Source organism: Mycobacteriales bacterium, from assembly GCA_030697205.1.
Lineage (GTDB): Bacteria > Actinomycetota > Actinomycetes > Mycobacteriales > SCTD01 > JAUYQP01.
In genome coordinates, this window is sequence record JAUYQP010000040.1 from 13662 (window position 1) to 39505 (window position 25844).

At 74.3% G+C, this 25844-nt stretch carries 21 protein-coding genes; 6 read left to right on the plus strand and 15 right to left on the minus strand.

Annotation, left to right across the window (positions count from 1 at the left end; genetic code table 11):
• Nucleotides 1–142 precede the first annotated feature (142 nt).
• A complete protein-coding gene (locus Q8R60_12240) occupies nt 143–2224 on the minus strand; it encodes an ATP-dependent DNA helicase UvrD2 (protein MDP3713238.1) in 2082 nt (693 codons plus the stop codon).
• Nucleotides 2225–2349: 125 nt separating this feature from the next.
• On the opposite strand from Q8R60_12240, the gene Q8R60_12245 reads away from it, so the two are divergent.
• From Q8R60_12245 to Q8R60_12255, 3 genes are all read left to right on the plus strand, one after another.
• On the plus strand, nt 2350–2592 hold the full coding sequence (locus Q8R60_12245; protein MDP3713239.1) for a mycoredoxin: 243 nt from the start codon (nt 2350–2352) through the stop codon (nt 2590–2592).
• Between the two features lie 125 nt (nt 2593–2717).
• Nucleotides 2718–3566 (plus strand): GAF and ANTAR domain-containing protein, encoded by an 849-nt coding sequence (locus tag Q8R60_12250; GenBank protein MDP3713240.1) that lies wholly within the window; start codon nt 2718–2720, stop codon nt 3564–3566.
• A gap of 140 nt (nt 3567–3706) precedes the next feature.
• Nucleotides 3707–4168: a uridine kinase gene (locus Q8R60_12255; protein MDP3713241.1), complete on the plus strand. Its 462-nt coding sequence runs from the start codon at nt 3707–3709 to the stop codon at nt 4166–4168.
• On the opposite strand, the gene Q8R60_12260 is transcribed toward Q8R60_12255, so the two are convergent.
• From Q8R60_12260 to Q8R60_12275, 4 genes are all read right to left on the minus strand, one after another.
• Nucleotides 4153–4959 (minus strand): DUF1206 domain-containing protein, encoded by an 807-nt coding sequence (locus tag Q8R60_12260; GenBank protein MDP3713242.1) that lies wholly within the window; start codon nt 4957–4959, stop codon nt 4153–4155. The genes Q8R60_12255 and Q8R60_12260 overlap by 16 nt on opposite strands.
• A gap of 80 nt (nt 4960–5039) precedes the next feature.
• Nucleotides 5040–5912 (minus strand): NAD(+) diphosphatase, encoded by an 873-nt coding sequence (nudC, locus tag Q8R60_12265; GenBank protein MDP3713243.1) that lies wholly within the window; start codon nt 5910–5912, stop codon nt 5040–5042.
• The gene (locus tag Q8R60_12270; GenBank protein MDP3713244.1) at nt 5909–7261 is read right to left on the minus strand and encodes a pitrilysin family protein; all 1353 of its coding nucleotides are present in this window, start codon (nt 7259–7261) and stop codon (nt 5909–5911) included. Before Q8R60_12270 ends, nudC begins: the two co-directional genes overlap by 4 nt.
• Nucleotides 7258–8631: a pitrilysin family protein gene (locus Q8R60_12275; protein MDP3713245.1), complete on the minus strand. Its 1374-nt coding sequence runs from the start codon at nt 8629–8631 to the stop codon at nt 7258–7260. Before Q8R60_12275 ends, Q8R60_12270 begins: the two co-directional genes overlap by 4 nt.
• A gap of 97 nt (nt 8632–8728) precedes the next feature.
• Here Q8R60_12275 and Q8R60_12280 point away from each other — a divergent pair, with 97 nt between their 5' ends.
• Complete coding sequence (locus Q8R60_12280) at nt 8729–9274, plus strand: Uma2 family endonuclease (GenBank protein ID MDP3713246.1); 546 nt, start codon at nt 8729–8731, stop codon at nt 9272–9274.
• 64 nt (nt 9275–9338) lie between these two features.
• On the opposite strand, the gene Q8R60_12285 is transcribed toward Q8R60_12280, so the two are convergent.
• Both Q8R60_12285 and Q8R60_12290 read right to left on the minus strand, forming a co-directional pair.
• Nucleotides 9339–10964: an acyl-CoA dehydrogenase family protein gene (locus Q8R60_12285; GenBank protein MDP3713247.1), complete on the minus strand. Its 1626-nt coding sequence runs from the start codon at nt 10962–10964 to the stop codon at nt 9339–9341.
• A gap of 7 nt (nt 10965–10971) precedes the next feature.
• Complete coding sequence (locus tag Q8R60_12290; protein MDP3713248.1) at nt 10972–11703, minus strand: class I SAM-dependent methyltransferase; 732 nt, start codon at nt 11701–11703, stop codon at nt 10972–10974.
• A gap of 22 nt (nt 11704–11725) precedes the next feature.
• Here Q8R60_12290 and Q8R60_12295 point away from each other — a divergent pair, with 22 nt between their 5' ends.
• Nucleotides 11726–12550, plus strand: a complete 825-nt coding sequence (locus Q8R60_12295) for an alpha/beta hydrolase (protein ID MDP3713249.1) — start codon at nt 11726–11728, stop codon at nt 12548–12550.
• Here Q8R60_12295 and Q8R60_12300 read toward each other — a convergent pair.
• Nucleotides 12535–13119 (minus strand): NAD(P)H-dependent oxidoreductase, encoded by a 585-nt coding sequence (locus Q8R60_12300; protein ID MDP3713250.1) that lies wholly within the window; start codon nt 13117–13119, stop codon nt 12535–12537. The two genes, Q8R60_12295 and Q8R60_12300, sit on opposite strands and share 16 nt — an antisense overlap.
• Before the next feature lie 96 nt (nt 13120–13215).
• Between Q8R60_12300 and Q8R60_12305 the strand changes: the two genes are divergently transcribed.
• Nucleotides 13216–13980, plus strand: a complete 765-nt coding sequence (locus Q8R60_12305; GenBank protein MDP3713251.1) for an endonuclease/exonuclease/phosphatase family protein — start codon at nt 13216–13218, stop codon at nt 13978–13980.
• A 276-nt stretch (nt 13981–14256) separates the two neighbouring features.
• On the opposite strand, the gene Q8R60_12310 is transcribed toward Q8R60_12305, so the two are convergent.
• The 7 genes from Q8R60_12310 to Q8R60_12340 all read right to left on the minus strand — a co-directional run bounded on the left by Q8R60_12310 (nt 14257) and on the right by Q8R60_12340 (nt 25777).
• On the minus strand, nt 14257–15723 hold the full coding sequence (locus tag Q8R60_12310; protein ID MDP3713252.1) for a S8 family serine peptidase: 1467 nt from the start codon (nt 15721–15723) through the stop codon (nt 14257–14259).
• A 63-nt stretch (nt 15724–15786) separates the two neighbouring features.
• Nucleotides 15787–19026: an ATP-dependent DNA helicase gene (locus Q8R60_12315; GenBank protein ID MDP3713253.1), complete on the minus strand. Its 3240-nt coding sequence runs from the start codon at nt 19024–19026 to the stop codon at nt 15787–15789.
• Nucleotides 19027–19075: 49 nt separating this feature from the next.
• Nucleotides 19076–22354, minus strand: a complete 3279-nt coding sequence (locus tag Q8R60_12320; protein MDP3713254.1) for an ATP-dependent DNA helicase — start codon at nt 22352–22354, stop codon at nt 19076–19078.
• A 108-nt stretch (nt 22355–22462) separates the two neighbouring features.
• Nucleotides 22463–23290 (minus strand): serine protease, encoded by an 828-nt coding sequence (locus Q8R60_12325; GenBank protein ID MDP3713255.1) that lies wholly within the window; start codon nt 23288–23290, stop codon nt 22463–22465.
• Nucleotides 23291–23405: 115 nt separating this feature from the next.
• Nucleotides 23406–23759, minus strand: a complete 354-nt coding sequence (locus Q8R60_12330; protein ID MDP3713256.1) for an MGMT family protein — start codon at nt 23757–23759, stop codon at nt 23406–23408.
• An 11-nt stretch (nt 23760–23770) separates the two neighbouring features.
• Entirely contained in the window at nt 23771–24961 is a 1191-nt protein-coding gene (gene moeZ / locus Q8R60_12335) for an adenylyltransferase/sulfurtransferase MoeZ (GenBank protein ID MDP3713257.1), read from the minus strand.
• Nucleotides 24962–25036: 75 nt separating this feature from the next.
• On the minus strand, nt 25037–25777 hold the full coding sequence (locus Q8R60_12340; protein ID MDP3713258.1) for a DUF3152 domain-containing protein: 741 nt from the start codon (nt 25775–25777) through the stop codon (nt 25037–25039).
• Nucleotides 25778–25844: the final 67 nt, after the last annotated feature.

The following is a 25844-nucleotide window of genomic DNA, read 5'->3' on the forward strand; positions in this document are numbered from 1 at the left end:
GGGCCACCTCCTTGTCTGGGCGCCGGCGAGCGCCGGTCGTGTGAGGGGGAGGTTAGAGAGGCCTGCGCAAGCGCGCAAGCGAATTAATCCGGGCGTTGTCGAACTGTCATCCGGCCGGGCGATGTGAGCTGCGGGGCGCTGGTCAGCCCGGGGCGATGCCGGAGACCAGCGCGAGCACGTCGTCGCCGAACTTGTCGAGCTTGGCCTGCCCGATGCCGGGGATCTTCACCAGCGCCGCGACCGAGCCGGGCCGCTGCTCGGCGATGGCGGTCAGCGTCGCGTCGGTGAAGACGCAGTAGGCAGGCTGGCCGAGCTCCTTGGCCCGCCCGGCGCGCCAGTCGCGCAGGGCCTCGAACAGCACCTCGTCGCGGTCGGCGGGGCAGGTCGCGCAGCGCCCGAGCTTGCGGTCGACGGCAGCCATCAGCGCGGTGCCGCAGACCCGGCAGGCCACCGGGCCTGAGCGCTCGCGGCGGGGCGCCTTGGGACCGGCGGGGCTGCTCGCGGAGCGCGCGACACCGGCGTGCAGCCCGGCGAGGAACCGCGACGGCTGGCGGTTGCCGCGCCCGCCGGGCGAGCGCGACAGCGCCCACGACAGCTGCAGGTGCTCGCGCGCGCGGGTGACCCCGACGTAGAGCAGCCGGCGCTCCTCCTCGACCTGCTCGGGAGTGTCGGCGTGGACGAGCGGCATCGTCCCGTCGACCAGCCCGACGAGGAAGACCGCGTCCCACTCGAGGCCCTTCGCGGCATGCAGCGACGCGAGCGTGACGCCCTCGACAGTCGGTGCGTGCTGGGCCGAGGCGCGCTCGTCGAGCTCGACGACGAGGTCGCGCACGGTCAGGGCCGGGTCGGCGGTGCCGAGGTCGACGGCGAGGCGGTGCAGCGCGGCGAGGGACTCCCACCGCTCCCGGGTCGCGCCCGACCCGGCGGGCGGCGCATCGACCCGCCACGACATGCCGGCGCCCAGGACGTCGGCGACGAGCGCGCCGAGTGACTCGGGGGCGTCGAGGTCGGCGGCCCGGCCTGCCCCGCGCAGGTGCACGATCGCCTCGCGCACCTCGGGCCGGTCGAAGAACCGCTCCCCGCCCCTGACGAGGTAGGGCACACCCGCGTCGGACAGCGCGGCTTCGTAGGCCGCGGACTGCGCGTTGACGCGGTAGAGGATCGCGATCTCGCTGGCGGAGGTGCCTGCCGCGATGAGCTCGGTGCACCGCTTCGCCACCAGCGAGGCCTCGGCCGGCTCGTCGTCGACCTCGACGAAGCGCGGCTCCGGCCCCGCCGGTCGCTGCGCGACGAGCTCCAGGGTCACGGCGCTGCGCGGCGCCTTGGAGATGACGCCGTTGGCGAGCCCCACGACCTGCGGTGTCGAGCGGTAGTCCCGCACCAGCCGCACCTCGGTCGCCTCGGGGAACCGCTGGCGGAAGCCCAGGAGGTACGACGGGGACGCGCCCGTGAAGGAGTAGATCGTCTGGTGGGCGTCGCCCACGACGCACAGGTCGTCGCGGCCGCCGAGCCAGGCGTCGAGCAGCCGCTGCTGCAGTGGGGTGACGTCCTGGTACTCGTCGACGACGAAGGAGCGGTAGCGCGACCGGAACTCCTCCGCGACGTCGCGGTGCTCCTCGAGCACGGCGGCCGTGAGCAGCAGCAGGTCGTCGAAGTCGGCGAGCCCCTGCTTCTCCTTGAGGTCGGCGAAGGCGCGGTAGACCGCGGCGGTCTGGCCCGGGTCGAAGGGCGGCTCGCGGCGCGCGACCTCGGCGGCCTTGACGTAGTCCTCCGGGCCGACCAGGGACGCGGCCGCCCACTGGACCTCCGACAGCAGGTCGCGCAGCTCGGTGGTGCTCGGCCGCAGGCCGGTGCGGGCGGCGGCGTTGGCGACCAGCCCGAACGGGTTGGACAGAAGCGTGGGCGGTGCCCCGCCGACGACCTTGGGCCAGAAGTAGCCGAGCTGCTTGAGGGCGGCGGCGTGGAAGGTGCGCGCCTGCACGCCTCCGACGCCGAGCTGGCGCAGCCGGGTGCGCATCTCCCCCGCCGCCCGCGCGGTGAAGGTGACCGCCAGCATCGAGCCGGGCGGCACGGCGCCGGTGAGCGTCGCGTAGGCCGCCCGGTGGGTGATCGTGCGGGTCTTGCCGGTGCCGGCCCCGGCGAGGATGACGACCGGCCCGCTGACCGCCGAGGCGGCCTCGCGCTGCTCGGGGTCGAGCGCGGCGAGCACGGCCTCCGGTCCCATCGGACCAGTCTCCCAGACCGCTGCGACAGGCCGTGTGGCCCTGGGGACGAACGGGACGGGAAGCACCGGCGGAAAGCGGGCGTTGCAGCCCTCGACGACCCGTGACGACGAGAGGACCCCTCCCTGTGCCCGAGCAGCTGACGATCTACAGCACGCAGTGGTGCGGCTACTGCCACCGCCTGATGAAGCAGCTCGACCGCGAGGGCATCGGCTACCAGGTCGTCGACATCGAGCAGGAGCCGGCCGCCGCGGACTACGTCATGAGCGTGAACGGTGGCAACCAGACCGTGCCGACGGTGGTCTTCCCGGACGGCGCGGCGCTCACCAACCCGAGCCTCGCCGAGGTCAAGGCGCGCATCCCCGCCTGACGCTCACCATGCCGGTGCGTGGAGTTCGGGCTCGGATGGGGGATGATGTCGCCCACCCCGGACAGTGCATCCAGGCCGGGCGAAGTCGCCCTGCCCTGCACCGAACCCACCACCGAAGGGACGACGTGTCCTCCCCCGAGTACGCCCACCCCGCGCTCGACGCCGTGCTGTCCACAGCGGCGACCCTGCTCGGGATGGAGGTAGTCTTCCTCGGCGGGCTGACCGACGACACCTTCACGTTCGACAAGGTGCACACGGGCGGTTCAGAGCCGTGGCCCGAGGTCACGCCGGGGTGGACCGCGGAGCGCACCGACTCCTTCTGCCACCGGATGCTCGAGGGCGCGCCGCACGCGACCAACGACGCGGCGAACGACCCCGACTACGCCGACGCACCCGCCCGCACGACGCTGGGCATCGGCTCCTACGTCGGGGTCCCGGTGCACGATGCCGAGGGCAACGCGGTCGCGACGCTGTGCGGCATCGACCGCGGTTCGGTGACTGTCGACGACGACACCATCGACGTGCTGCGCCAGCTCGCCGCGGTCGTGTCGGCACACCTCGGCCCGCTCATCGCGGAGGGCGTGGTCATCCGGCGCAGCCCCGAGGGCGGCTGGGCGGTCGGTGACGACCGCACCGGCGACCTCACCAGCGCGATGGTCCTGGCCGACCTGCTCGCCGGCGAGCTCGCTCCCGGTGCGCGCCCGGCCAAGACCGACGCGCCGCTCGACGAGGTCGGACAGCTGCGGCTGTCGGTCAAACAGCTCGAGCACGCCCTCGCCGCCCGGGTCGTCGTCGAGCAGGCCATCGGCGTCCTCACCGAGCGCCAGCACTCCTCCCCGCGCGACGCCTTCGAGCGACTGCGCAAGGTCGCCCGCTCGCGCGGCCGCAAGGTCCACGACCTGGCCCGCGAGGTCGTCGCGTCGGCGACCGACCAGGGCGTGCCGCTCCCGCCCGAGCTGGCCGGGCGGCGCTGACAGGCGCCCTGACCCCCTCGTCGCCCACGGGTGTCGCGGAGCTGCTCGCCGACCTCTGCGCGGACCTTCCCGCGCCGACCTTCGTCGTCGTCGACGGCGTCGGCTCGCGCGCCCCGGCGACGTTGCTGGCCGACCCGCTCGTGACGCGCGGGCGCGCGCCCGTCGTCGTTCCGTCGGGCGGCTTCCTGCGGCCGGCCGGCGAGCGGTTCGAGCACGGCCGCGAGGACCCGCAGTCCTTCCGCGAGCGCTGGCTCGACGTCGGAGCGCTGCGCCGCGAGGTGCTCGGCGGGCAGACCTGGCTGCCGGCGCTGCGCGACCCGGTGACCGACCGGTCGGTGCGCCACGAACGACGACCGCTCCCTGACCACGCGGTGGTCGTCGTCGCGGGGCTCTTCCTGCTCGACCACGGCCTGCCCGCGGCGCTCACCGTCCACGTCGCGCTCTCCCCCGCAGCGCTGCTGCGACGCGGCCGCCCACCGTGGCAGGTCGAGGCGCTCGAGGCGTACGACGCCGACGCGAGGCCCGGTGAGCACTGCGACGTCCTGGTGCGCGCCGAGGACCCGCTGCGCCCGGCGGTCCTGGTGCGTCAGGTCTCGCGGTAGGCCGCCTCGACGAACGACCAGAGCGCATAACCGACCAGCCCCACCACGGCGAGGCCGAGCAGACCGCGACCGAAGGGCTGCTCGGCGAGCTCCTGGAGAGCCGCGTCGAGACCGCGGGCCTCGTCGGCGTCGAACTGCCACGCGGCCTTGACGAGGAAGGCGCCGACGAGCGCGATGACCAGCCCGCGCCCGACCAGCCCGACGACCCCGACGACGGTGACCGGTGTGCGCAGGGCGCCCGGGATGCGGTAGCTCTCGAGGCGCTTCTCCTGCTTCTGCCGGGCCGCCCGCACGGCGATCCCGAGGCCGGTGCCGATGACGACGACGCCGAGCACGAAGACCGCGCTCTGCCCGCCCGTGGTCTCGAGGACCCGCGCGGTCAGGCTCGGGGTCTGGTCGTCCGAGCTGCGCTGGCCCTCGGCGAGGAAGCGGACCGTCGTCACCGCCACACCGGCGTAGAACAGGCCGCGGCCCAGCGACAGCAGCCGCTTGCCGGTGCGCTTGGGCTCGTCGTCGTCTCGGTGGCCGACCGCCGCGGACAGCAACCGCCAGGCGGCGTAGCCGAGGAAGCCGACGACCATCACGACGAGCAGTGGCTCGCCGAGCGGCCGGTCGGCGATGGCCCGCAGTGCGCCGGCCTTGTCGGTGCGCTCGTCGCCGCCGAGGACCACCGACAGGGCGAGCATCCCGACGACGAGGTAGACGACGCCACGACTCACCAGGCCGGCCCGGGCCAGCCGGTCGACCACCGTGCTCCCGTGCGCCTCGCGCGCGACCGCTCCGACCCCCATGCACCAGGTCCTCCCCCAGCACGGGTCGACCCACACCCGGACGCGCCCCGGCGTACTCCTGTCGGCCCGTGGGGGAGCCCTCAGCCCTGCTCGACCCAGTCGGTGATGAGGCGGTAGGCGATCGACACCGAGGTGGGGAGCATGACCGGGCCCTCGCGGCCGTCCCACAGCGCCGCGCCGCGCAGCTCGTCGCGGGTGAACCAGCGAGCGTCGTCGAGCTCGCCGTCGGCGGCCAGGGGCTCGAGGTCGCCGTCGCAGACCGCGGTGAACCCGAGCATCAACGACGACGGGAACGGCCATGGCTGGCTGCCGGTGTAGCGGACGTCGCGGACCGGGAGACCGACCTCCTCGAGGACCTCGCGGACCACGGCCTGCTCGGCGGACTCACCCGGCTCGACGAAGCCCGCCAGCGTCGAGAAGCGGCCTGGCGGCCAGACCGGCTGCCGGCCCAGCACGCAGCGGTCGGCGCCGTCGGTGACCAGCATGATCACGGCCGGGTCGGTGCGGGGGAAGTGCTCGCTGCCGTCGACCTCGCACTGGCGGACAGAGCCGCCCTTGACCGGCGTCGTCGGGGCGCCGCAGCGCGGGCAGCGGACGTGCGTGGCGTGCCAGTTCGTGACGCCGACCGCATGCACGAGCAGGCCCGCGTCGCGGTCGGACAGCACGGCGCCGACCTCCCGCAGCCCCTGCGGCTTCGCGCCGAGCCGGCGGGGCAGCTCGCCGACGACGGCGAAGACCGCCCGCCCGGCCTCGCTGCCGAGGTAGACGCGCAGGCCGTCCGGGGCGTCGACGGCGTCGACGAGGACGAGGTCGGTGCCGTCGACGAGCGCGCGACCCTCCGACACCACCAGGACCTGGGCTGTCTCCCACGCACGGGCCAGCGCCGCCGGGTCGTCGCGGGTCGCGGCGTCACGGTCGACGGTGCTGCGCGACAGCGCAGGTACCTGCCTCACCCGGTGACGAAGGGCGTGACCGCACCGACCTGACCGGCGACCTGCTCGGCGTCACCCACGAGCACCGTGGTGAAGGTCGTCGGCGCGAGGTAGGCCTCGCCGGCGGCGAGGACGTCGTCGACGGTGACGGCGGCCAGTGCCTTCGGGTGGTCGCGCAGCCACTCGACCCCGAGGCCGCTGCCGGCCAGCAGCGACAGCGTGGAGGCGAGGCCGGCCTGCGAGGAGGTCCCGAGCGCGAGCGAGCCGATGGCGTAGCGACGCGCCTGGTCGAGCTCGTCCTGGGCGACGGGCACGGTCGCGACCCGGCCCAGCTCGTAGGACGTCTCGAGCAGCGACGGACCGGTGACCCCGGTCGTCACGTCGGCCGACAGCGTCAGCCGCGAGCCGGCCGGCGGGTGCTCGATGACGGCGTGCGGGCTGTAGGTGTAGCCCTTGTCCTCACGGATGTTGGCGACCCATCGGCTGGAGAAGTAGCCGCCGAAGACGAGGTTGGCCAGGCTCAGCGCCGCGAAGTCCGGCGCGGTGCGCGACGGCACCGGGCGCGCCATGCGGATCGTCGTCTGGACCGCGCCCGGGCGGTCGACGAGCAGCGCCGGCCCTACTTCCGGCGTCGGCAGGGCGGGCGTGGTGGCAGCCGGGGACACGGTGGTCCAGCCGGCGAGCGCGCTCTCGACGAGGGCGATCAGCCGGGCGGGCGGGAGGTCACCGACGAGGACCAGCACGGAGCCCTGCGGCGCGACCCGCTTGGCGTGCAGCGCGCGCAGCTGCGAGGGCTTCACACCCTCGACGGCCTCGGCGGTGGGCAGGTCGCGGCCATAGGGGTGGTCGCCGTAGAGCCGGTGCAGCAGGGCCTCGCGGGCGAGGACCGCAGGCTGCGAGCGGTAGATCGCGAGCTCCTGCACCAGCCGGTCGCGCTCTCCGACGACGTCGTCCTTGGGATAGCTGGCGCTGGTCAGCAGCTCACCGAGCAGCGTGAGCAGACCGGGCAGGCCGGTGGCGAGCACCGAGCCACCCATCCCGAGCCGGTCGGCGTCGACGGTCGCGTTGAGCTGGCCGCCGAGGCCCTGCAGGTCGACCGCGATGCGAGCCGCGTCGCGGCGCTCGGTGCCGAGCAGCATCGTGTCGCCGAGCAGCTGGGCCTGAGCGGTGTGGGCCTCCTGCTTCTTGCCGCTGGGGCCGGCGAACGGCACCCGCAGCCGCAGCTCGACCAGCGGCACACCGGGCCGCCGGACGGCCAGGACACGCAGGCCGTTGTCGAGGGTGCGCTCGGCGACCGACGGCAGCTTCGGTGGGCGGGCCTTCGCGAGGGCCGGGACGGGCCGGGACTGGGAAACGGTCGGGGCGGTCACGCGGACGCCTCTCCGGTCGTGGCCGGACGCAGCTCGAGCACGGTCCGGGTGTCGGGGGTGAGGGTGGCAGCGGCGGCCTGCACCTGCGCATCGGTGACAGCGGCGAGCAGGCCGGGCAGCTCGTTGACGAGCTCGGCGCGGTCGCGCTGCTGCTCGAAGACGGCCAGGTGCAGGGCGCGACCGAGGACCGGGTCGACCTCCCGCAGGTAGCGCGCGGTGAGCCGGGCCACGGTGCGCTGCAGCTCGCCGTCTTCGAGGCCGTGCTCGGCCAACCGGGCGATCTCCTCGCTGATGGTGTCGAGGACGACGTCGACCGGGGTCTCACTCGGGTGGTGCACCTCGAGCAGCAGCGGCGTCGGGTCGCGGGCGTCAAGCGGGTCGCCGAGCAGGCCGAGGTAGCCGCCGACGCTCGTGACGCTGCGGTCCTCGAGCAGCAGCCGGCGGTTGAGCCGCGCCGCGTCGCCGTCGGTGAGGACCTCGGCGAGCACGAGGTAGGGCAGGTAGGTCGCGAGGTCGGACGGGTCCGGGACCCTCCAGGCGACGGCGACGGCGGGCGTCGGCGCGAGGTGGTCGGTGACGACCTCGCGGCGCTCGGCGGTCGGCCACGGCTCGGCGAAGCTCGGGCGCTCCGGCACGGCGCGCGCCGGGATGTCGGCGAAGTGCTGCTCAGCCCAGCCGAGCACCTGCTCGGTGTCGACGTCGCCGCACACCACGAGCACGGCGTTGCCGGGTGCGTAGTAGCGGTCGAAGAAGCCCTGGGCGTCGTCGAGGGTGGCGCTCTCCAGGTCGACGAAGTCGCCGTAGCCGTTGTGGCTGTTGGCGAAGTCGTCGTAGACCACCGGCGGGATGAGCAGCCACGGGAAGCCGCCGTAGGGGCGGTTGAGGACGTTGACCTTGATCTCGTTCTTGACGACCGCGACCTGGTTCTCGAGGTTGTCCTGGGTCAGCGCGACCGACCGCATGCGGTCCGCCTCGAGGAACATCGCGAGCTCGGTCGCGCTGCTCGGCAGCACCTCGTAGTAGTTGGTGTAGTCGACGTGCGTCGAGCCGTTGAGGGTCCCGCCGCTGCCCTGCACGTAGGTGAAGTGCTCGCTCTTGGCGAGGCTCGCCGAGCCCTGGAACATCAGGTGCTCGAAGAGGTGCGCGAAGCCGGTGCGGCCCTCGGGCTCGGAGCGCATGCCCACGTCGTAGTAGACGGCGACCGCGACGACCGGGCTGCTGCGGTCGGGCTGCACGAGCACCCGCAGGCCGTTGCCGAGGGTCGTGCGGACCACGTCGTACGACGGGTTCAGCGCGGCTGTCCCCTGCCCCACCGGACGGGTCGCACGGCGCGGGCTGGCGGACGTCTTCGCAGCTGTCGGGGTCGGCACCCTGACGACGCTAGCCGAGCCTGTGGACAGCCGCAGCAAAGGACGCCATCCGCTGAGACGCTCGACAGCGGCAGAGAGGAGGCCGACGATGGGGAGCATGAGCGGTGGGACGGTGGACCTCGAGCGGCGCTACACGATCGCCGACCTCGAGGACCTGCCGAAGGACGGCCGGCGCTACGAGCTCGTCCACGGCGAGCTCCTCGTGAGCCCGACTGCTCGGAGGAGGCACCAATGGGGCTGCCTCACGATCGGCGATGCACTGCGGGCCACGTGTCCTGGCCACCTGGCCGTCTTCTCCATTCCGATCAATGTGGACGACCCGGACGCCACGCACTTCGAGCCGGACGTCACGGTGGTGCGCAGGGAGTTCGCGCTCATCGAGAACGGCGACCTGCCGCTGCTCGCCGTGGAGGTGCGGTCCCCGTCGACGGCCAGTCGGGACGCGGTCCGCAAGCGCAGGGAGTACGCCCGCCTCGGCATCGCGTCGTACTGGCTGCTCGACGTCGACGCCCCGTCGCTGCGGGTCCTCGAGCTGGACGGCGACGACTACGTCGAGCGCGGCCTGGCAGTGGGCGAGGAGGCGATCAGCGTCGAGCTGCCGTTCCCCGTGACGATCGTCCCCGCGCGCCTGCTGGAGGTCTGAGGACCTGGCTGTACTGCCCGGACATGCGCACCGTCGAGCGCTGACCTCCCGGCGGGGCCTCGGCTCAGACCCGGTCGAGGATCCCCGCGGTGTCGACGCCGCGCGGCAGGGTGCCCAGGGCATGGCCCCAGTCGCCCGCGAGGCGGCTCGCGCAGAAGGCGTCCGCCACGGCCGGGGTCGACCAGCGGACGAGCAGCGAGCCCTGCAGCACCAGGGCCATCCGCTCGACCAGGCGACGGGCGCGGGCCTCGAGGTCGCCCAGGTCCGAGAGCCCCTCGCGCAGACCGTCGGCCGCGGTGTCGAGTCGCGGATCGACGCCGCGGGACAGGCCGACCTCCTCGAAGAAGGCCTCGACCGCCTCGGGCGAGCGGGCCATGGCGCGCAGCACGTCAAGCGCCTGGACGTTGCCCGAGCCCTCCCAGATGCCGTTGAGCGGTGCCTCGCGGTAGAGCCGCGGCATCCCGGACTCCTCGACGTAGCCGTTGCCACCGAGGCACTCCAGCGCCTCGGCCACGACGGTCGGCTGGCGCTTGCAGACCCAGTACTTGCCGACCGGCACGGCGAGCCGCGCGAAGGCGCTCTCCCGCCGGTCGACCGCGCCGGCGAGCCGCATCGCCAGCGTCGTCGCAGCCTCCGACTCGACCTGCAGGTCGGCGAGCACGGCCCGCATCAGCGGCTTGTCGACCAGCCGCGACCCGAAGGCCGACCGGTGGTGGGCGTGGTGGACGGCCTGCACGACCGCGGCGCGGGTCCCGGCCGCGGAGCCGACCACGCAGTCGAGCCTGGTCATCGCGACCATCTCGATGATGGTGCGGACCCCGCGGCCCTCCTCGCCGACGAGCCCGGCGACGGTCCCGTCGAACTCCGGCTCGCTGCTCGCGTTGGAGCGGTTGCCGAGCTTGTCCTTCAGCCGCTGGATCCGGAAGGTGTTGCGGCTGCCGTCGGGCAGCACCCGCGGCACGAGGAAGCACGACAGCCCCGCCGGTGCCTGCGCGAGGACCAGGAAGACATCGCACATCGGCGCGCTGGTGAACCACTTGTGGCCGCGCAGCAGCCAGGTCCCGTCACCGGCCTCCACCGCGGTCGTGGTGTTGGCGCGGACGTCGGACCCGCCCTGCTTCTCGGTCATGCCCATGCCGGCGAGCAGGCCGCGCTTGGTCGTCGGCGTGCGCAGGCCCGGGTCGTAGACGCGGCTGGTGAGCAGCGGCTCGTAGACCGCCGCGAGCTCCGGGGTGGTCCGCAGCGCGGGCACGACGGCGTAGGTCATCGAGACGGGGCACCCGTGACCCGCCTCGGCCTGGCCCCATGTGAAGAAGCCTGCAGCCCGCGCGACGTGGGCACCGGGGCGGTCGTCGGTCCACGGCGCTCCGGCGAGGCCCTCGGCGACGGCGACGTCGAGCAGCCGGTGCCAGGACGGGTGGAATTCGACCTCGTCGACGCGGTGACCGAAGCGGTCGTGGGTGCGCAGGACCGGCTCGACGCGGTTGGCCTCGTCACCCCAGCGCTGCACCTCCTCCGACCCGGCCATGACGCCGACGCGGTGCAGGTCGTCGAGGTACCAGGAGGCCCCCTCACGGGCGACGCCCTCGAGCAGCGCCGGGTCGTCGGCGACGTCATGGCCGACCAGGGGCGGCGGCTGGTTGGTCACCTCGTGGGTGGCCGCACCGGTGGACTCGTCGAGCACGCTCATGCGCCCATCATGCTCCGGGCTCGGCGACGAGCAGCCGCAGCGGGGTCGTCATGGTGCTGCCGACCCAGCGGCTCACGACCGCGGCGCCGTGGGCCATCCGCTCATCACCGACCTCGGGCAGGTAGAGCGAGCGCAGCAGCATCTGCGCAGTGTCAGCGGTGTCGAGCTCGACGACGAAGCCGCGCTGCTCGTCGAGGACGGTCGTGAAGCCTGGCACGCCGTCGGTGAGCTCCGCGTCGTTGGGGTAGTCGAGTCCGCGCTGGCGCAGCGCGACGCACAGCCGCGCGAACCGCAGCAGGTCGCGCGGGGGCATCGGACCGGTGGTCGGCAGGAGCGCGACCAGCCGACCACCCGGTCGAAGCACGCGCCGGACCTCCACCAGCGTGGGGGCGAGCGGCACGAGCATGAGCGCCATCGACACGACGACGACGTCGACCGCGTCGTCGGCGACGGGCAGTCGCGTGGCGTCGCCCTGCACGACGGGAGCACCCTTGCGCGCGGCGAGCGCGAGCTCGGACGCGGACAGGTCGATCCCGACGTACGACGCGACGAGCCGCTCGGCGAGCGGCGCGCTGCCGCAGGCGAGGTCGAGCACGGCCGTGCCTCGGGGCACCGCGTCGGCGACCCAGTCGTAGGGCGTGCGCCCCCGGTCGTCACGGGCCCGGTCGAGCAGCTGCTCGGTGATGCCGGGGCGCTCCGCGTGGAAGTCGCCCAGGTAGTCGCGCCACGACGTCCGCACCCGCTCACCCTAGGGTCGGACCATGCGACAGGTGCCGGTCGGTGAGCTGGTCTTCAACGTCCTCGACACAGGCGGGGAGGGGGACGCGGTCCTGCTGCTGCACGGCTTCCCGCAGACCTCGCACTCGTGGCGGCTCGTCGTCCCCCACCTGCACGGCTACCGGGTCGTCGCCCCCGACCAGCGTGGCTACTCCCCGGGTGCCCGGCCGCTCGACGTGGAGGACTACCGGCTGCCGCGGCTCGTCGAGGATGCCCTGGGCCTGCTCGACGCGCTCGGGATCGTTCGCGCTCATGTGGTGGGCCACGACTGGGGCGCGGCGGTCGCGTGGCAGCTCGGCGCCCGCCACCCGGACCGGGTGCGCACTCTGACGGCCGTGTCGGTTCCGCACCCGCGGGCGTTCGTCGAGGCGCTGCGCACCGACGACGACCAGCGGGCACGCTCGCTCTACATGCGCGACTTCGCACGCCCGTCGTACGCCGTGGAGCTCCTGGCCGATGACGCCGCGGCCTTGCGGTCGCTGTTCGGGGAGTCGCCGTCCGCGGTCGACGTCGACGCGATGGTGCGCGCCGCGCGGGAGCCAGGAGCCCTGGACGCGTGGTTGCGGTGGTACGCCGCGCAGCGACTCGAGGACATCGGCGACACGCCCGCGGTGACGGTGCCAACGATGCACGTGTGGTCCGACCAGGACCGCGCGCTGGGTCGCGCCGGCGCCGAGGGCACCGCCGCGTGGTGCACAGGGCCCTACCGCTTCGAGGTGCTGCCCGGAGTCTGCCACTGGGTGCCGGAGGAGGCAGGCGACGACCTCGCCGGGCTGCTCCTGCCGCACCTCGCTCAGACGCCGGGGTAGACCGACCCCTTCAGCAGCCCGGCGAGGTGGATCGCGTTGGAGCCGGTGCGGGCAGCCATCTCGGTCACGCTGTCGGGCACCTCGTCCTGCTCGACGAGGTCCTCGCCGAGGTAGTAGGCGAGCGGTACCGCGGCGAAGGTCAGGCCGAGCTCGGACAGCGCGGCCATCCCGATCCCGCCGACGTGGCGGGCACCGTCCTCGTTGCCGACGACCCCGACAACGCCGACCTTGCCGAACAGCGGGGTGCGCTGCGCGTCGTCCTTCTCGGACAGCACGGCGTTGAGCCGCTCGGCGACCTGGAGGTAGGGCGAGGCCGGCTGGCCGTTCCAGATCGGCGTGACGAGCAGCAGCACGTCGGCCTCGTCGACCCGCGCGCGCAGCGTCGGCCACGTGTCGCCGTCGCCCTCGTCGGTCGCGGTGCCGGGGCGGACCAGGTGGTCCACCATCCGCAGCGACGAGGACTGCCAGCCGGCGTCGGCGAAGGGCTGCAGGAGCACATCGGCGAGCCGGGCGGCGCTGGACGGCGCAGGCGAGGGCTTCAGCGTGCAGACGAGGGCGAGGGCGGTCATCGGGCCAGAGATGCTCATGGCGTGGCCCCTACCCCCCGATCACCCGCTGACTCTCCTGTCGGCGCCGGGCGAGACCACGGCGATAGCGTCTGCCAGGTGCGCCTCGCGACCCTGAACCTGCTGCACGGCCGCTCCATCACCGACTTCGCGTGCGACCCCGGCCGCCTGCGCGACTCCGTCACCGAGCTCGACGCGGACGTCCTCGGCCTGCAGGAGGTCGACCGCGCGCAGCCGCGCTCGGACCTGCGCGACCTCACCGCCGAGGTCGCCGAGGCGGGCGGTGCGGTCGCGTGGCGCTTCGTGCCGGCTCTGGTCGGGACCCCCGGCGAGGTCTGGCGCGCGGCCACGGATGCGGACCTCGACGAGACCTCCGCGTCGTACGGCGTGGGGCTGGTCTCGAGGTTCCCCGTCCTGGACTGGCGCGTCGTCACCCTGCCCGCCGCCCCGGTGAAGAGCCCGATCATGCTGCCGGGCACCCGGAAGTGGATCCTGCTGCAGGACGAGCCGCGGATCGGTCTCGCCGCGGTCGTCGAGACGCCGCTCGGCGTGATGACCATCGCGACCACGCACCTGTCGTTCGTGCCGGTCTGGAACGGCGTGCAGCTCCGCAAGCTGCTCGCGGCGCTCGCGGACCTGCCGGGGCCGAAGGTGCTGCTGGGCGACCTCAACATGCCGCCGCCGTTCCCGCAGCTGCTGTCGGGCGGATGGCGATCACTGGCGAGCGCCCCGACCTACCCGAGCAACGGGCCGCGCATCCAACTCGACCACGTGCTGGGTCACGGCAACCTGCCGCCGGTGCGCAGGGTCTCGACGCCGCCGCTGCCCGTGTCGGACCACCGGGCCCTCGCGATCGACCTCTGACCGCCCCGCCCCGCCCCGCCCCGCCCCGCCCCGCCCCGCCCCGCCCCGCCCCGGCTCGATTGGGTGGCTCTTGGCGGCGTGTCGCAGTCCGCCACGCCGATGAAACCCGCCCAATCCCAGGCGGGCGGGTGGGCGGGTGGGTGGGCGGGTGGGCGGGTGGGTGAGCGGGGGGCGGGGGGCGGGGCGCCCGGACAGGCCCGGACATGCCGCGGGGCCGCACCGTGACGGTGCGGCCCCGTGGAGTCCGTTCGGGCGGGCGGGTCGGCCCGCTGCGGGTCAGCTCTGCGACGTACGGCTCTTGTTGCCCTTGTCGTCCCAGTCCAGCGCCCACTTCTTCTTGGCCATCGCCTTGTTGGCGGTGAAGCAGGACTCCGCGCCGGGCTTCTTGGCCAGGCACAGGGCGACCTTGCTGGCCTTGATCGCGTCGACGAAGCCCCAGCCGTAGCTGTGGTCCTTGCCCGTGTCGCCGAGGTCGGTGACGGTGCGCTCGATGACCTCGTTGAGCTGGGTCGGGGTGAGCTTCGGGTTGGCCTCGGCGAGCAGCGCGAGGACGCCGGCGACGTGGGGGGTCGCCATCGACGTGCCGGAGATCGAGGCGTAGAACGGCGCGGCCGCACCCAACCGGGACTCGGGGACGTAGCTCGCGAGGGCCGCCTTGGCCGCGGTGATGGACGAGCCCGGGGCGGCGACATCGACCTGGTAGCCGCGGCTCGAGAACGACGAGACGCCGAACGGCTTGGTCTTGATGGTCGAGGCGACGGTGAGCACCTCGCCGGTCGCGCCGGGCCAGCCGACGGTCTGGTCAGCCGGACCGTCGTTGCTGGCCGCGAACGTGAAGAGCAGGCCGCGGCGCGACGCCGCCCGGATGATCTGGATGGTCGGCTCGACGTCGGGGTCGTCGACCTCGTAGATGCTCCACGAGTTGGACACGATCTTGATCTTGAGCTCGTCGCTGTGCTCGACGATGTGCTCGATCGCGACCATGGCGTTCTGCTCCCAGCCGAGGTCGGCCGCGGTCTGGGTGGCGCCGGCGATCTTGTAGGTCACGAGCTCGGCGCCGGGGGCGACGCCTGTCATGTCCTCCTCGAGGCCGGCGTCGAGGGCGGCCTGGCCCTGGCCGGCGACGGTCGACGCGACGTGGGTGCCATGGCCGCTCTCGTCGATGCTGCCGTACTGCTCGGTCAGCTCGAAGGCCTCCTGGCCGTAGAGGCCGTCCTGCACGGGCTCGGTCAGCCAGGCGAACTCGGTGTTGTAGGCGTGCAGCAGGTTGGCGAAGTCGGGGTGGGTGCCGTCGATGCCGGTGTCGATGACCGCGACCCGCACGCCCTTGCCGGTCAAGCCGAGGCCCTTGGGCTTCGGGGCGCGCACGGTCGGGACGCCGAGCGCCGCCTTGCTCTTGTCGAGGTTGAGCTTGATGCCGTGGTCTTCCTGCAGGCGTACGACGCCCGGCAGCGCAGCCAACGCGCGGAAGGCGCTGCTGGGCGCGACCACGGCGACCTGCGGCACGATCCGGAACGGGTGCGCCTTGACGACACCGGCGGCGAAGATCGCCGTGAGGTCCGCCGCCGTCGCGGTGGAGGACAGCTCGACGAACCCGCGCTGCATCCCGCCGTCGAGCAGCGACTCCTCGATGGGCGCGAGGCGCAGCGGCGCGGGCGCAGCGCTGGGCGCGGCGAGTGCGGCCGCCCCGCCGCAGACGAGGGCGGCGGAGGCGATCAGGGCGGTGGGCAGGCGGCGCGACACAGGTGCTCCTGGGATCGGGGGCTGTCCAGCGCTACTTCGACGCCCCACCCGCGCGTTCCTGCCTCACAGCAGAGTGAGCGGCTCCGCCTTGACATCGCCGCGCAGGAGCGCCTCCAGCGCGGCCCGGCCGGGCAGGTCGTCGTGGACGACCTCTGTGGCGGTGCGGACGTAGAGGAAGGACGCGTCGACGGCTGACGGCTCGACTCCGGCGAGCGCAGCCCAGGCGAGGCGGTAGACGGCCAGCTGCAGCGGGTCGGCGGCCTCGCGGCCGGTCTTCCAGTCGACGACCTTCCACCGGCCGTCACCCAGCGCGTAGACCGCGTCGATGCGGCCGCGCACGACCCGACCGGCGAGCGGCAGCGCGAAGGGCGCCTCGACCGCGTACGGCCGCAGCGACGCCCACGGCGAGGCGAGGAAGGCCTCCTGCAGCGCGGCGAGGTCCTCGTCGGTGCCGACCGCGTCGTCCTCCGCCCCCGGCAGCTCGTCGGCGTCGAGCAGCGGGCGGGCGTCGAACAGCGTCTCCACCCAGGCGTGGAAGCGGGTCCCGCGCCGGGCCGCCGGAGCCGGGGGCCGGGGCATCGGCCGGGCGAGCTCGCGGGCGAAGCCGTCAGGGTCGGCCTGCAGCCGGACGACCTGCGACGCCGACAGCGACGCGGGCAGTCGCACCTCCCGCACCGCAGAGCGCGCGGCCCGCTCCTCGTCGAGCAGCAGCGCGGCCTCCCGGTCGAGCCGGGCCAGCTCCTCGCGCTCCCACGACAGCAGGCCGGTGTCCTCCTCGAGCGGCTGCCGTGCGGCGAGCAGCGCGACGTCGTCACGGACCTGCGCGGCGGCGGCCTGCCGCCGGGCCAGCGGCTCCGGGGCGTAGGGCGCCGGCCAGACGTGGTCGGCCGCCTCGACGAGCAGCGGGTTGCCCGCGTCGGCGTCGACCTCCTCGACCCAGGCCGCGACGTCGCCGTGGCCGGCGAGCGCGTGCTCGCGCAGCTCGGCGAGGAACGGCGACGGCCCCCGGGGCCGCTTCTGGGTGGGTCCCCACCAGTGACCGCTGCCGACGAGCAGCCGGCGCGCGCGGGTGAAGGCGACGTAGCCGAGCCTGCGCTCCTCCCGCTCGAGGTGCTCGCGACAGGCGACGTCGTACGACGACACCGCCGCCTTGTCGAGCTCCTCGTCGAGCGTGGGCTGGTCGAGCGCGTCCCCGCGCAGCGGCCCGGGCAGGACCGCCGCCGTCGTGGTCCACCGTCCCTTGAGGGTGTCGGCCGGGAACACGCCCTTGGTGAGGTCGGGGCAGACGACGACGTCCCACTCGAGGCCCTTGGCGCGGTGGGCGGTGAGCAGCTGCACAGCGTCGGCGCCGCTGGGCGCGACGGCGTCGAGGCCGCGCTCGTGCTCCTCGGCGGCCCGCAGGAAGGAGAGGAACGACGTCAGCGAGGTCTCGCCGTCGAGGTCGGAGAAGCCCGCAACGACGTCGAGGAACGCCGACAGCGACTCGCGACGGCGGGCCTCCACCGCCTCCGGCGAGGCGGCCAGCTCGACGTCGAGACCGCTCACCTCGACGACCCGGTGGACCAGGTCGAGCAGCGGCTCGCCGCGGTGGGCGCGCAGGTGGCGCAGCTCGGCGGCGAGGGCGGTGACGCGCTGCAGTCCCTCGAGCGACCAGCCCTGGTGACCGGGCCGGTCGAGGACGTCGGCGAGCGAGACGACGTCACACGGGTCGATGCCGGCCACCGCCTCCTCGAGCGCGGTGTCATCGACGTCGAGGTCGGTCTCGTCGAGCTCGGGCGGCTCGACGTCGTCGAGGCCCGGGTCGCGCACACCGCTGACGAGCATCTCCTTGCCGCGCCGCCCGAGCTGGGCGAGGTCGCGCACGCCGAGCCGCCAGCGCGGGCCGGTGAGCAGCCGCAGCAGCGCGGCGTTGGCCGTCGGCTCCTCGACCACCTCGAGGGTCGCGACGACGTCGGCGACCTCCGGCAGCTGCAGCAGGCCCCCGAGACCGACGACCTCGACGGGCACGCCCCGCGCCGCGAGCACGGCATGCAGGTCGGCGAAGTCCTTGCGGGCCCGCACGAGCACGGCGATCTCGCCCCACGTGGTGCCCTCGGCGTGGGCGGCCTCGACCTGGTCGGCGACCCACTCGACCTCGTCGCGCCAGGTCTCGTGCAGCGCCGTGACGACCCGGCCCAGCTCCGCCTTCGCCGACGGGGCGCGCAGCTCGACGACGGTGTGCCGGGACCGCAGGGCGTCGGCGACCCGGTTGGCCAGCTGCAGCAGCCGGCCCCCGGAGCGCTGGTTGACCGACAGGCTGAAGACCGGGGCGCGCTCCCCCGCGGCGAAGTGCTCGGGGAAGCCGTCGAGGTTGGACACCGACGCGCCGCGCCAGCCGTAGATGGCCTGGCACGGGTCCCCGACGGCGGTGACGGGGTGCCCGCCGAAGAGCCCGACCAGCATCCGTCGCTGGGCGACGGAGGTGTCCTGGTACTCGTCGAGCAGCACCACACAAGCGGCCGCCCGCTCCAGCTCGGCGACCTCGGGCACGTCCTCCGCGAGCCGGGCGGCGAGTGCGACCTGGTCGCCGAAGTCGACCGCGTCGAGGTCGCGCTTGGCGTCGCGGTAGGAGAGCACCAGCTCGGCCAGCTCGGCCCGCTGGCGGGCCGCCCCGGCGTACTTCATGAGGGTGTCGCAGTGGGTCTTGTGGCCCTTCTGCCCGGCGGCGTCGGCGCAGCGCTGCTCGAGCAGGGCCGTCCACGTGGCGTCCCAGGCGACCAGGTCGGCCGGGTCGACGAGGTGCTCGGACAGCTCGGCGTCGAGCGAGACGAGCTCGCCGACGAGCATCGACATGGGCCTGGTCAGCGACACGACCGGGCCGCGGTGGCGCCGCAGGACACGGGCGGCGAGCTGGTAGCGCGTGGCGTCGGCGAGCAGCCGGGCGCGCGGCTCGACGCCAAGCCGGAGCCCGTGCTCGGTCACGAGCCGGCCGGCATAGGAGTGGTACGTCGAGACCACCGGCTCGCCGGAGTCGTCGTCTACCGGGCTGTCGGCGCGGGTCGCGAGGCCCGCCTTGGCGAGGGCCTTGGTGACGCGTCCGGCCAGCTCGGCCGCGGCCTTGTTGGTGAAGGTGAGGCCGAGGACCCGCTCGGGCTCGACCTGCCCGGTGCCGACCAGCCAGACGACCCGGGCGGCCATGACGGTGGTCTTGCCCGAGCCGGCGCCCGCGACGATGAGGCCGGGGGCGAGCGGCGCGGTGACGGCCGCGAGCTGCTCGTCGGTGAAGGGCACGTCGAGCAGGCGGCACAGGTCGTCGGGAGTCATGCGGGGTCCCCGGCGCGTCGTGAGCGCAGCGAGGGACGTGCTGGGGTGCTCACTCCACCACCTGCCGGCCGTCGGGCTGCGCGGGGCAGGCACGTCGGAACGCGCACCGGTCGCAGCGCTCCTGCGGGCTGGGCGGGAAGGACTCGGTGAGCACCCGGCGGACCGCGGCGTCGAGCAGGTCCTCGACCCAGCTGCGGCCGGGCGGCAGGGCCGGCTGCTGGGGGACCTTCGGGCCGTCGGGCCCGTCGAGCCGCAGCATGACGAGCTCGGCGCCGCCGACCTCGCGGGTGGCGACGTGCTCGTCGAGCGCGCCCTCGCGCACCGCGAGCTGGTAGGTGCCGAGCTGGGCGTGGGTCTCGAGGTCCTTCTTGCCCGGCGCGCTCTTGCCGGTCTTGAGGTCGACGACGTGGACCCGGCCGTCCTCGTCGAGCTCGACGCGGTCCATGTAGCCGCGCAGTCGGACGGTGGCGGCGTGCTCCCCCGACCCTGCCTCGACGGGCACGTCGAAGCCGATCTCGGTGGCGACGAGGGTGCGGCCGCGGGACGCGCTGTGCCAGATGAGGAAGCGCTGCAGGGCGGCACGGGCCTCGTCGTGCTGCTGGCGGGACTGCCACGGCGCGTCGTAGGCCAGCTGGGACCAGACCTTGTCGAGCCGGGTCATGAGGACGTCGAGCTCCGGGGGTGTCTGCCCGGTGGCGACCTCGTGGGCGAGGGCGTGCAGGACCCCGCCGAAGCCCATCGCGGTGCTGGCCGGTGAGTCGGCGTGGACCTCGTGCTCGAGGAACCACCGCAGCGGGCACTCGTCGAGCCCGGACAGCGACGTGCCCGACAGCCGGACCGGCTCGCCCGCGCCGAGCACGGGGTGCTCGGAGGTGGTGGTCTCGACCAGGCCCCACCAGCGGTCGGGGCTCGCCGCGGGGGCGAGCGGGGCACCGGTGTCGTCGACCGCGACGGTGAGCCGGGCCAGCCGGGCCGCGGCAGCGCGGCGCATCGCCGGGGTGCTGCGGGGGTCGACGGCGCGGCGGCGCAGGGTCGCGACCAGCGACGGCAGCGACAGTGGGCGGGCGACCCGGTCGAGGTGCTGGCGGACCTCGACGCCGGTCTCGGCGAGCAGCCGCGACGGCCGCTCCCCGTCGTCGTCGGGGCTGTCGACGGCGGTGACGACGAGCCGGCGGCGGGCGCGGGTCAGCGCGACGTAGAACAGGCGCCGCTCGTCGGCGAGCAGGCTCGCGCGGTCGGTCGGCTCGCGCAGCTCGTCGCCCCCGAGCCGCTCGGTCTCGAGCAGCGTGGACCGGCGCCGCAGGTCGGGCCAGACGCCCTCCTGCACACCGGTGACGACCACGACGTCCCACTCCAGCCCCTTGCTGCGGTGGGCGGTGAGCAGCCGCACGGACTCGCCGCGGACCCCCGTCTCGGACAGGGTGTCGCCCGGGATCCGCTGCGCCTCGATCTCGTCGAGCAGCGCAGCGACGCCCTTGCCGGGGTCGTGCCCCGTGCCAGGGGCGAACAGCGCCGGGCGCTGCTCCTGGGCCCGCCCGACAAGGGAGAACAGCGCCACCACCGCGTCGAGGTCGCGGTCGGCCGCCCGACCGGCTGCGCCGCCGGACAGCGACGCGGACTCGAGTCGGGTCGGCCAGGCCGAGCCGCTCCAGAGCTCCCACAGCGCAGCCTCGGGGCCGTCGGGCAGGACCCTGCGCGCCGCGGCCAGCAGCGCGGCGAGCCGGACCGCCGACCGCACCACGGCAGGGTCGAGCACGACGAGGCTGCGCGGGTCCGCGACCGCCTCGCGCAGCAGATCGGCCGAGGGGGCCGGCAGCCGCGAGGGCGCGTCGGGGTCGCGCTCGTTGGCGAGCCGGTCAAGAGCGCGCAGGTCGCGCCCGAGCCGGCGCAGCGCACCGGGGTCGGCGCCGCCGAGCGGCGACAGCAGCAGCTGGCGCGCAGCCTCGGCGGTCAGCACGGTCGGGTCGGCAGCGACGCGCAGGGCGAGCAGCAGCGGCGCCACCGCGGGCTCCTGCCCGAGCGGCAGCTCGTCGCCGGCGACGTCGAGGGGGACGCCGGCCGCGGTGAGGACCCGGCGCAGCAGCGGGACGGAGCGGGCACCGGAGCGGACCAGGACGGCCATCCGCGACCAGGGGGTGCCCCGCTCGAGGTGCTCGCGGCGGAGCAGGTCCGCGACCGCGTCAGCCTCCGCCCCGACCGACGGGTGGGTGTGGACCTCCACATCGCCGGGCGGGGCGCCCTCGGCGGCCCGCAGCTCGCGGTGGGGTCGCAGCTGGTCGACCGGCAGCCCGGGCGCCGGGATGCGGGCGGCCACCCGGCGCGACACCTCCAGCAAGGCCTCGCCGCTGCGCCGGCAGGTCGTCAGCGCGAGGACGGGGGCAGGCGCGCCTGTCGTCGTCGGGAAGCGGTCGGGGAAGTCGAGCAGCCCGCGCACCTCCGCCCCCCGGAAGGCGTAGATCGCCTGGTCGGGGTCGCCGACGGCGACGAGGTCACGGCCACCCCCGGCGAGCGCCTGCAGCAGCCGCTCCTGGGCGGGGTCGGTGTCTTGGTACTCGTCGACGACGACGGCGGCGAAGCGCCCGCGCAGCTGGTCGGCGACATCGGGGCGCTCGGCCAGCAGCACCGCGCGGTGGACCAGCTCGGCGTAGTCGAGGGCACCCTGCGCGTCGAGGACGTCGAGGTACTCACCGAAGAACGACGACAGCGCCGCCCAGTCGCCGCGGCCCTCGCGGACGGCCAGCGCACCGAGCTGGTCGGGGTCGAGGCCGACCTCGCGGGCGCGGCTGAGCAGCCCGCGCACCTCCTCCGCGAAGCCGCGCGTCGTGACCGCGGGGCGCAGCGACTCGGGCCAGGCGCGACCGAGCTCGAGCGAGCCGCGCAGCAGCTCGCGCAGCGCGACGTCCTGCTCCGGGCCGGACAGCAGCCGGACCGGCACGCCGTAGGCGTCCGGGGGCGCGTGCTCGCGCAGCAGGGCGTAGCAGAAGGCGTGGAAGGTCCACGCCGACGGACCGGCCGTGGGGGTGCCGAGCCGCGCGGTGATCTGGTCGCGCAGCTCGCCCGCGGCCTTGCGGCTGAAGGTGAGGACGAGGACCTCGTCGGCGCGCAGCCCCGCCTCGACCCGACGGGCGACCAGCTCGACCAGCGTCGTGGTCTTGCCGGTGCCGGGACCGGCGAGCACGAGCAGCGGACCGGAGCCGGCCCGCGCACCGTGGTCGAGCACGGCCTGCTGCGCGGCGTCCGGCCGCAGGGCCCGCGCGGGCGGTGGCGCGTTGCGCAGCAGCCGGTAGGGCCCCGGCTGGGGCGGCTGGGTGTGCTGACGGGTGCTCACGACCGCAGCAGTCCATCACGCGGGTACGACACCCGCCCGGCCCCCTGCACGCCGAAGGCCGGCCCCTCTCTCAGGGACCGGCCTTCGTCGTACGACGTGAAGCGCCTGCTAGACGAGGCGGCTGCCGGAGAACGGCACGTCACCGGGGACGAGGGTCACGCCGGCGAAGCCGTTGGCCTGGGCGTAGGCGAGCTCCTTGGCGAGGTTGCTCACGCCGTTGCTGCCGGCGAACGGCGCGAGCGCGACCGTCGACAGCGTGCCGAAGGCGCGGCCGGTCTCGTCGAGGAAGCCCGAGCCGGAGTCACCGGGGATGCCGGGGGTCACGGTGTAGACCGTGGTGCTCCAGCCCGCGGGGCTGTCACCGAGCGACGTCCCGCGCTTGGGCGAGGTCTGGCTGATGCCGAAGCGCAGCGAGGAGTTGCCGTAGCTGTAGACGCTGTCGCCGAACGACGTGCCGGCGCCCAGCGCGGTCGGGCCACCGAAGAACGGCACGCTCGGGTTGGTGCGGGAGACGTCGGCAGGGTCGAGCTCGATGAGCGCGAAGTCGTTGTAGTCGCAGGCTTCGCCGTTGGTCTCGTTGTTGGCCTGCATGGCGAGCCACGAGCTGTAGACGAGCGTGCCCGGCTTGCTCGCGCCGGTGACCTCGACCGGCGTGCCCAGCGGCAGCGAGCCCGCGTCACAGCCGTTGGTGTCGGTCGCCGCACCGGTGCCGGAGCAGTGCGCGGCCTGGCCGATGAAGACCCTGGCTCCGTCGGTGAAGACGAAGTTGGCGGTGCACTGGGCACCCTGGGTGTAGGTCTGCACGCCGGGCTTGACGGTCGCCGTGGCGGCCGGTGCGAAGGCGGGTGCGGCGGAGGCCGGGGACGCCACGAGGGCGGTGCCGGTGAGGGAGGCAGCAGTGGCAAGGCTGCCGACGAGCAGGGTGCGCAGGCGCATGGTGAGAACACTCCGTCTGGTGAGGGGAGACAGCGGGTGGGCGGCAACCCCGACAGAGTGCGGGGGCACTGGGTGGAGCCGCTGTGCTGACGTACCTACCCAACGGTCGAGCGGCCTATGCCTCGCGCCCGTCCCACCTGGCCCGCGCCATGACGACCCGCTCGCCCTCCACCGGGCAGCCCTCGGCGCGCAGCAGCGCGAGCGCCTCCTGCAGCAGCGGCTCCGCGGGGCGCCCGCTCGCCTGCACCACGCGGTGCCAGGCCACCTCGTGACCGTGGCGGCTCATCACCGCCCCCACGGTGCGTGCCGTCCCACGGCCCATCCACTCGGCGATGTCGCCGTAGGACGCGACCTGGCCGCGGGGGACGTGGGCGACCGCCTCGAGGACCTCGCGGGAGTAGGCGCTCGGCTCGCCGCCCGGTCCCGGGCGGACCGACAGCCCCGCGCTCACCGAGGCCGCGCGGGCCATCAGTCGGCCCGTCAGTAGGTCGGGAGCGAGGGGTCGACCTGGGCGGCCCAGGCGAGCACGCCGCCCTGCACGTGCACCGAGTTGGTGAGGCCCGCGGCCTTGAGCGCGGCGAGCGCCTCGGCGGAGCGGATGCCGCTCTTGCAGTGCAGGACGATCTGCTTGTCCTGCGGCAGGTCGGCCAGCGCACTGCCGTTGAGGATGTCGCCCTTCGGGATGAGCACGGAGCCGGGGATCCGCACGATCTCGAACTCGGCGGGCTCGCGGACGTCGACGAGCAGGAAGTCCTCGCCCGCGTCCATCTTGGCCTTCAGCTCGGTCGCGAGGATCGTCGAGCCGGCGGCGGCCTCCTGCGCCTCCTCCGACACGACACCGCAGAAGGCGTCGTAGTCGATGAGCGAGATGATGGTGGGGTTCTTGCCGCACAGCGGGCACTCGGGGTCCTTGCGGACCTTGATCTTGCGGTAGGTCATCTCGAGGGCGTCGTAGACCATCAGCGAGCCGACGAGCGGGTCACCTATGCCGGTGAGGAGCTTGATGGCCTCGGTGGTCTGGATCGCGCCGATCGACGCGCACAGCACGCCCAGGACGCCGCCCTCGGCACACGAGGGGACCATCCCGGGGGGCGGCGGCTCGGGGTAGAGGCAGCGGTAGCAGGGCGCTTCGACACCGGGCGCGGTCGGCCAGAAGACCGACGCCTGGCCGTCGAAGCGGTAGATCGAGCCCCAGACGTAGGGCTTGCCGAGCAGGAACGCCGCGTCGTTGACCATGTAGCGCGTCGCGAAGTTGTCGGTGCCGTCGACGATGAGGTCGTACTGCGCGAAGACCTCCATCACGTTGGTCGAGTCGAGCCGCTCCTCGTGGAGGTTGACCGTGATGAGCGGGTTGATCTCCAGGACGCTGTCGCGGGCGCTGTGCGCCTTCGGCCGGCCGATGTCGCTCTGGCCGTGGATGATCTGGCGCTGCAGGTTGGACTCGTCGACGATGTCGAAGTCGATGATCCCGAGGGTGCCGACTCCGGCTGCGGCGAGGTACATCAGGGTCGGCGAGCCGAGCCCACCCGCACCGACCGCGAGCACCTTGGCGTTCTTGAGCCGCTTCTGCCCGGCGGTCGCGACGTCCGGGATGATCAGGTGGCGGCTGTAGCGCATGACCTCGTCACGGGTCAGCTCGTCGGCGGGCTCGACCAGGGGCGGCAGCGACACGTCGTACTCCTCGATCCGGGGCTGTTCTCCTCTGGCTCAAGGGTCGCAGGGGCGCCGGGATTCCCGGACACGGGGTCAGGGGTAGGGCCAGGGCTGCGCGACGCAGCCACCGGTGCCCTTCGTCTGCTGCACCATGACCGGTGCGGGCAGCCCCCGACCAGGGCAGGACATGTGACCCCGACCGAGCGCGTGGCCGACCTCGTGGTTGACGACGTAGGCCCGGTAGGCCTCGAGCCGACCGGCGTACGACGCGGCGCCGCGCAGCCACCGCATGCTGTTGACGACGGCGGTGCTGCCGGTGCCGCAGGAGAAGCGGCCGTTGGTGCGCAGCGGTGCGCACAGCCGGTCGGTCGTCGTGGGGCTCGCCAGCACGACGCGGAACGACACCGGTCCGTCGGCGACCCGCTGGAACGACAGCCGACCGCCACCTCCCCAGGAGCGCTCGTCGGCGAGGACCCGCTCGACGGTGCGCACGAACCCGGCCGGGTCGATGCCGAGGCCACCCTCCACCGCGACGGTGTAGCGGCGCAGCGGACCGCTGCCGGACCGGGCGCCGGCGCCCGCGACCCGCGCGAGATCACCGTTGCCGCGCCGGACGACCGCCGGTGCGCGGACGGGCGCGCGAGGGGGCACGACCGCGCTGGGCTGCGCGAGAGGTGGGTCTGACAGCGAGGGCGCAAGGGGTGCCAGCGGCACAGGCGCGGACGGCGGGGCTGCGCCGGCCTGCGGGCCGCCAGGGCCCGCCAGCGCCACGACGAGCGCCGCGGCCAGCACCGCGGTCGCGGCCCCGCCGGTGCGCCTCACGTCGCGGTCCATGCCTCGACGCTCCCACGCTGACCTCGAGGTGACACCTCTCACCCGCCGGTGTCGTCGTTCCCGTTGG

Excerpts from the sequence above, each read along its gene's own strand:
- Q8R60_12240 (MDP3713238.1), bottom strand. The coding sequence starts at position 2,224 with ATGGGACCGGAGGCCGTGCTCGCCGCGCTCGACCCCGAGCAGCGCGAG.
- Q8R60_12260 (MDP3713242.1), bottom strand. The coding sequence starts at position 4,959 with ATGGGGGTCGGAGCGGTCGCGCGCGAGGCGCACGGGAGCACGGTGGTC.
- Q8R60_12280 (MDP3713246.1), top strand. The coding sequence starts at position 8,729 with ATGAGCGGTGGGACGGTGGACCTCGAGCGGCGCTACACGATCGCCGAC.
- Q8R60_12285 (MDP3713247.1), bottom strand. The coding sequence starts at position 10,964 with ATGAGCGTGCTCGACGAGTCCACCGGTGCGGCCACCCACGAGGTGACC.
- Q8R60_12295 (MDP3713249.1), top strand. The coding sequence starts at position 11,726 with ATGCGACAGGTGCCGGTCGGTGAGCTGGTCTTCAACGTCCTCGACACA.
- Q8R60_12300 (MDP3713250.1), bottom strand. The coding sequence starts at position 13,119 with ATGACCGCCCTCGCCCTCGTCTGCACGCTGAAGCCCTCGCCTGCGCCG.
- Q8R60_12315 (MDP3713253.1), bottom strand. The coding sequence starts at position 19,026 with ATGACTCCCGACGACCTGTGCCGCCTGCTCGACGTGCCCTTCACCGAC.
- Q8R60_12325 (MDP3713255.1), bottom strand. The coding sequence starts at position 23,290 with ATGCGCCTGCGCACCCTGCTCGTCGGCAGCCTTGCCACTGCTGCCTCC.
- Q8R60_12330 (MDP3713256.1), bottom strand. The coding sequence starts at position 23,759 with ATGGCCCGCGCGGCCTCGGTGAGCGCGGGGCTGTCGGTCCGCCCGGGA.
- Q8R60_12340 (MDP3713258.1), bottom strand. The coding sequence starts at position 25,777 with ATGGACCGCGACGTGAGGCGCACCGGCGGGGCCGCGACCGCGGTGCTG.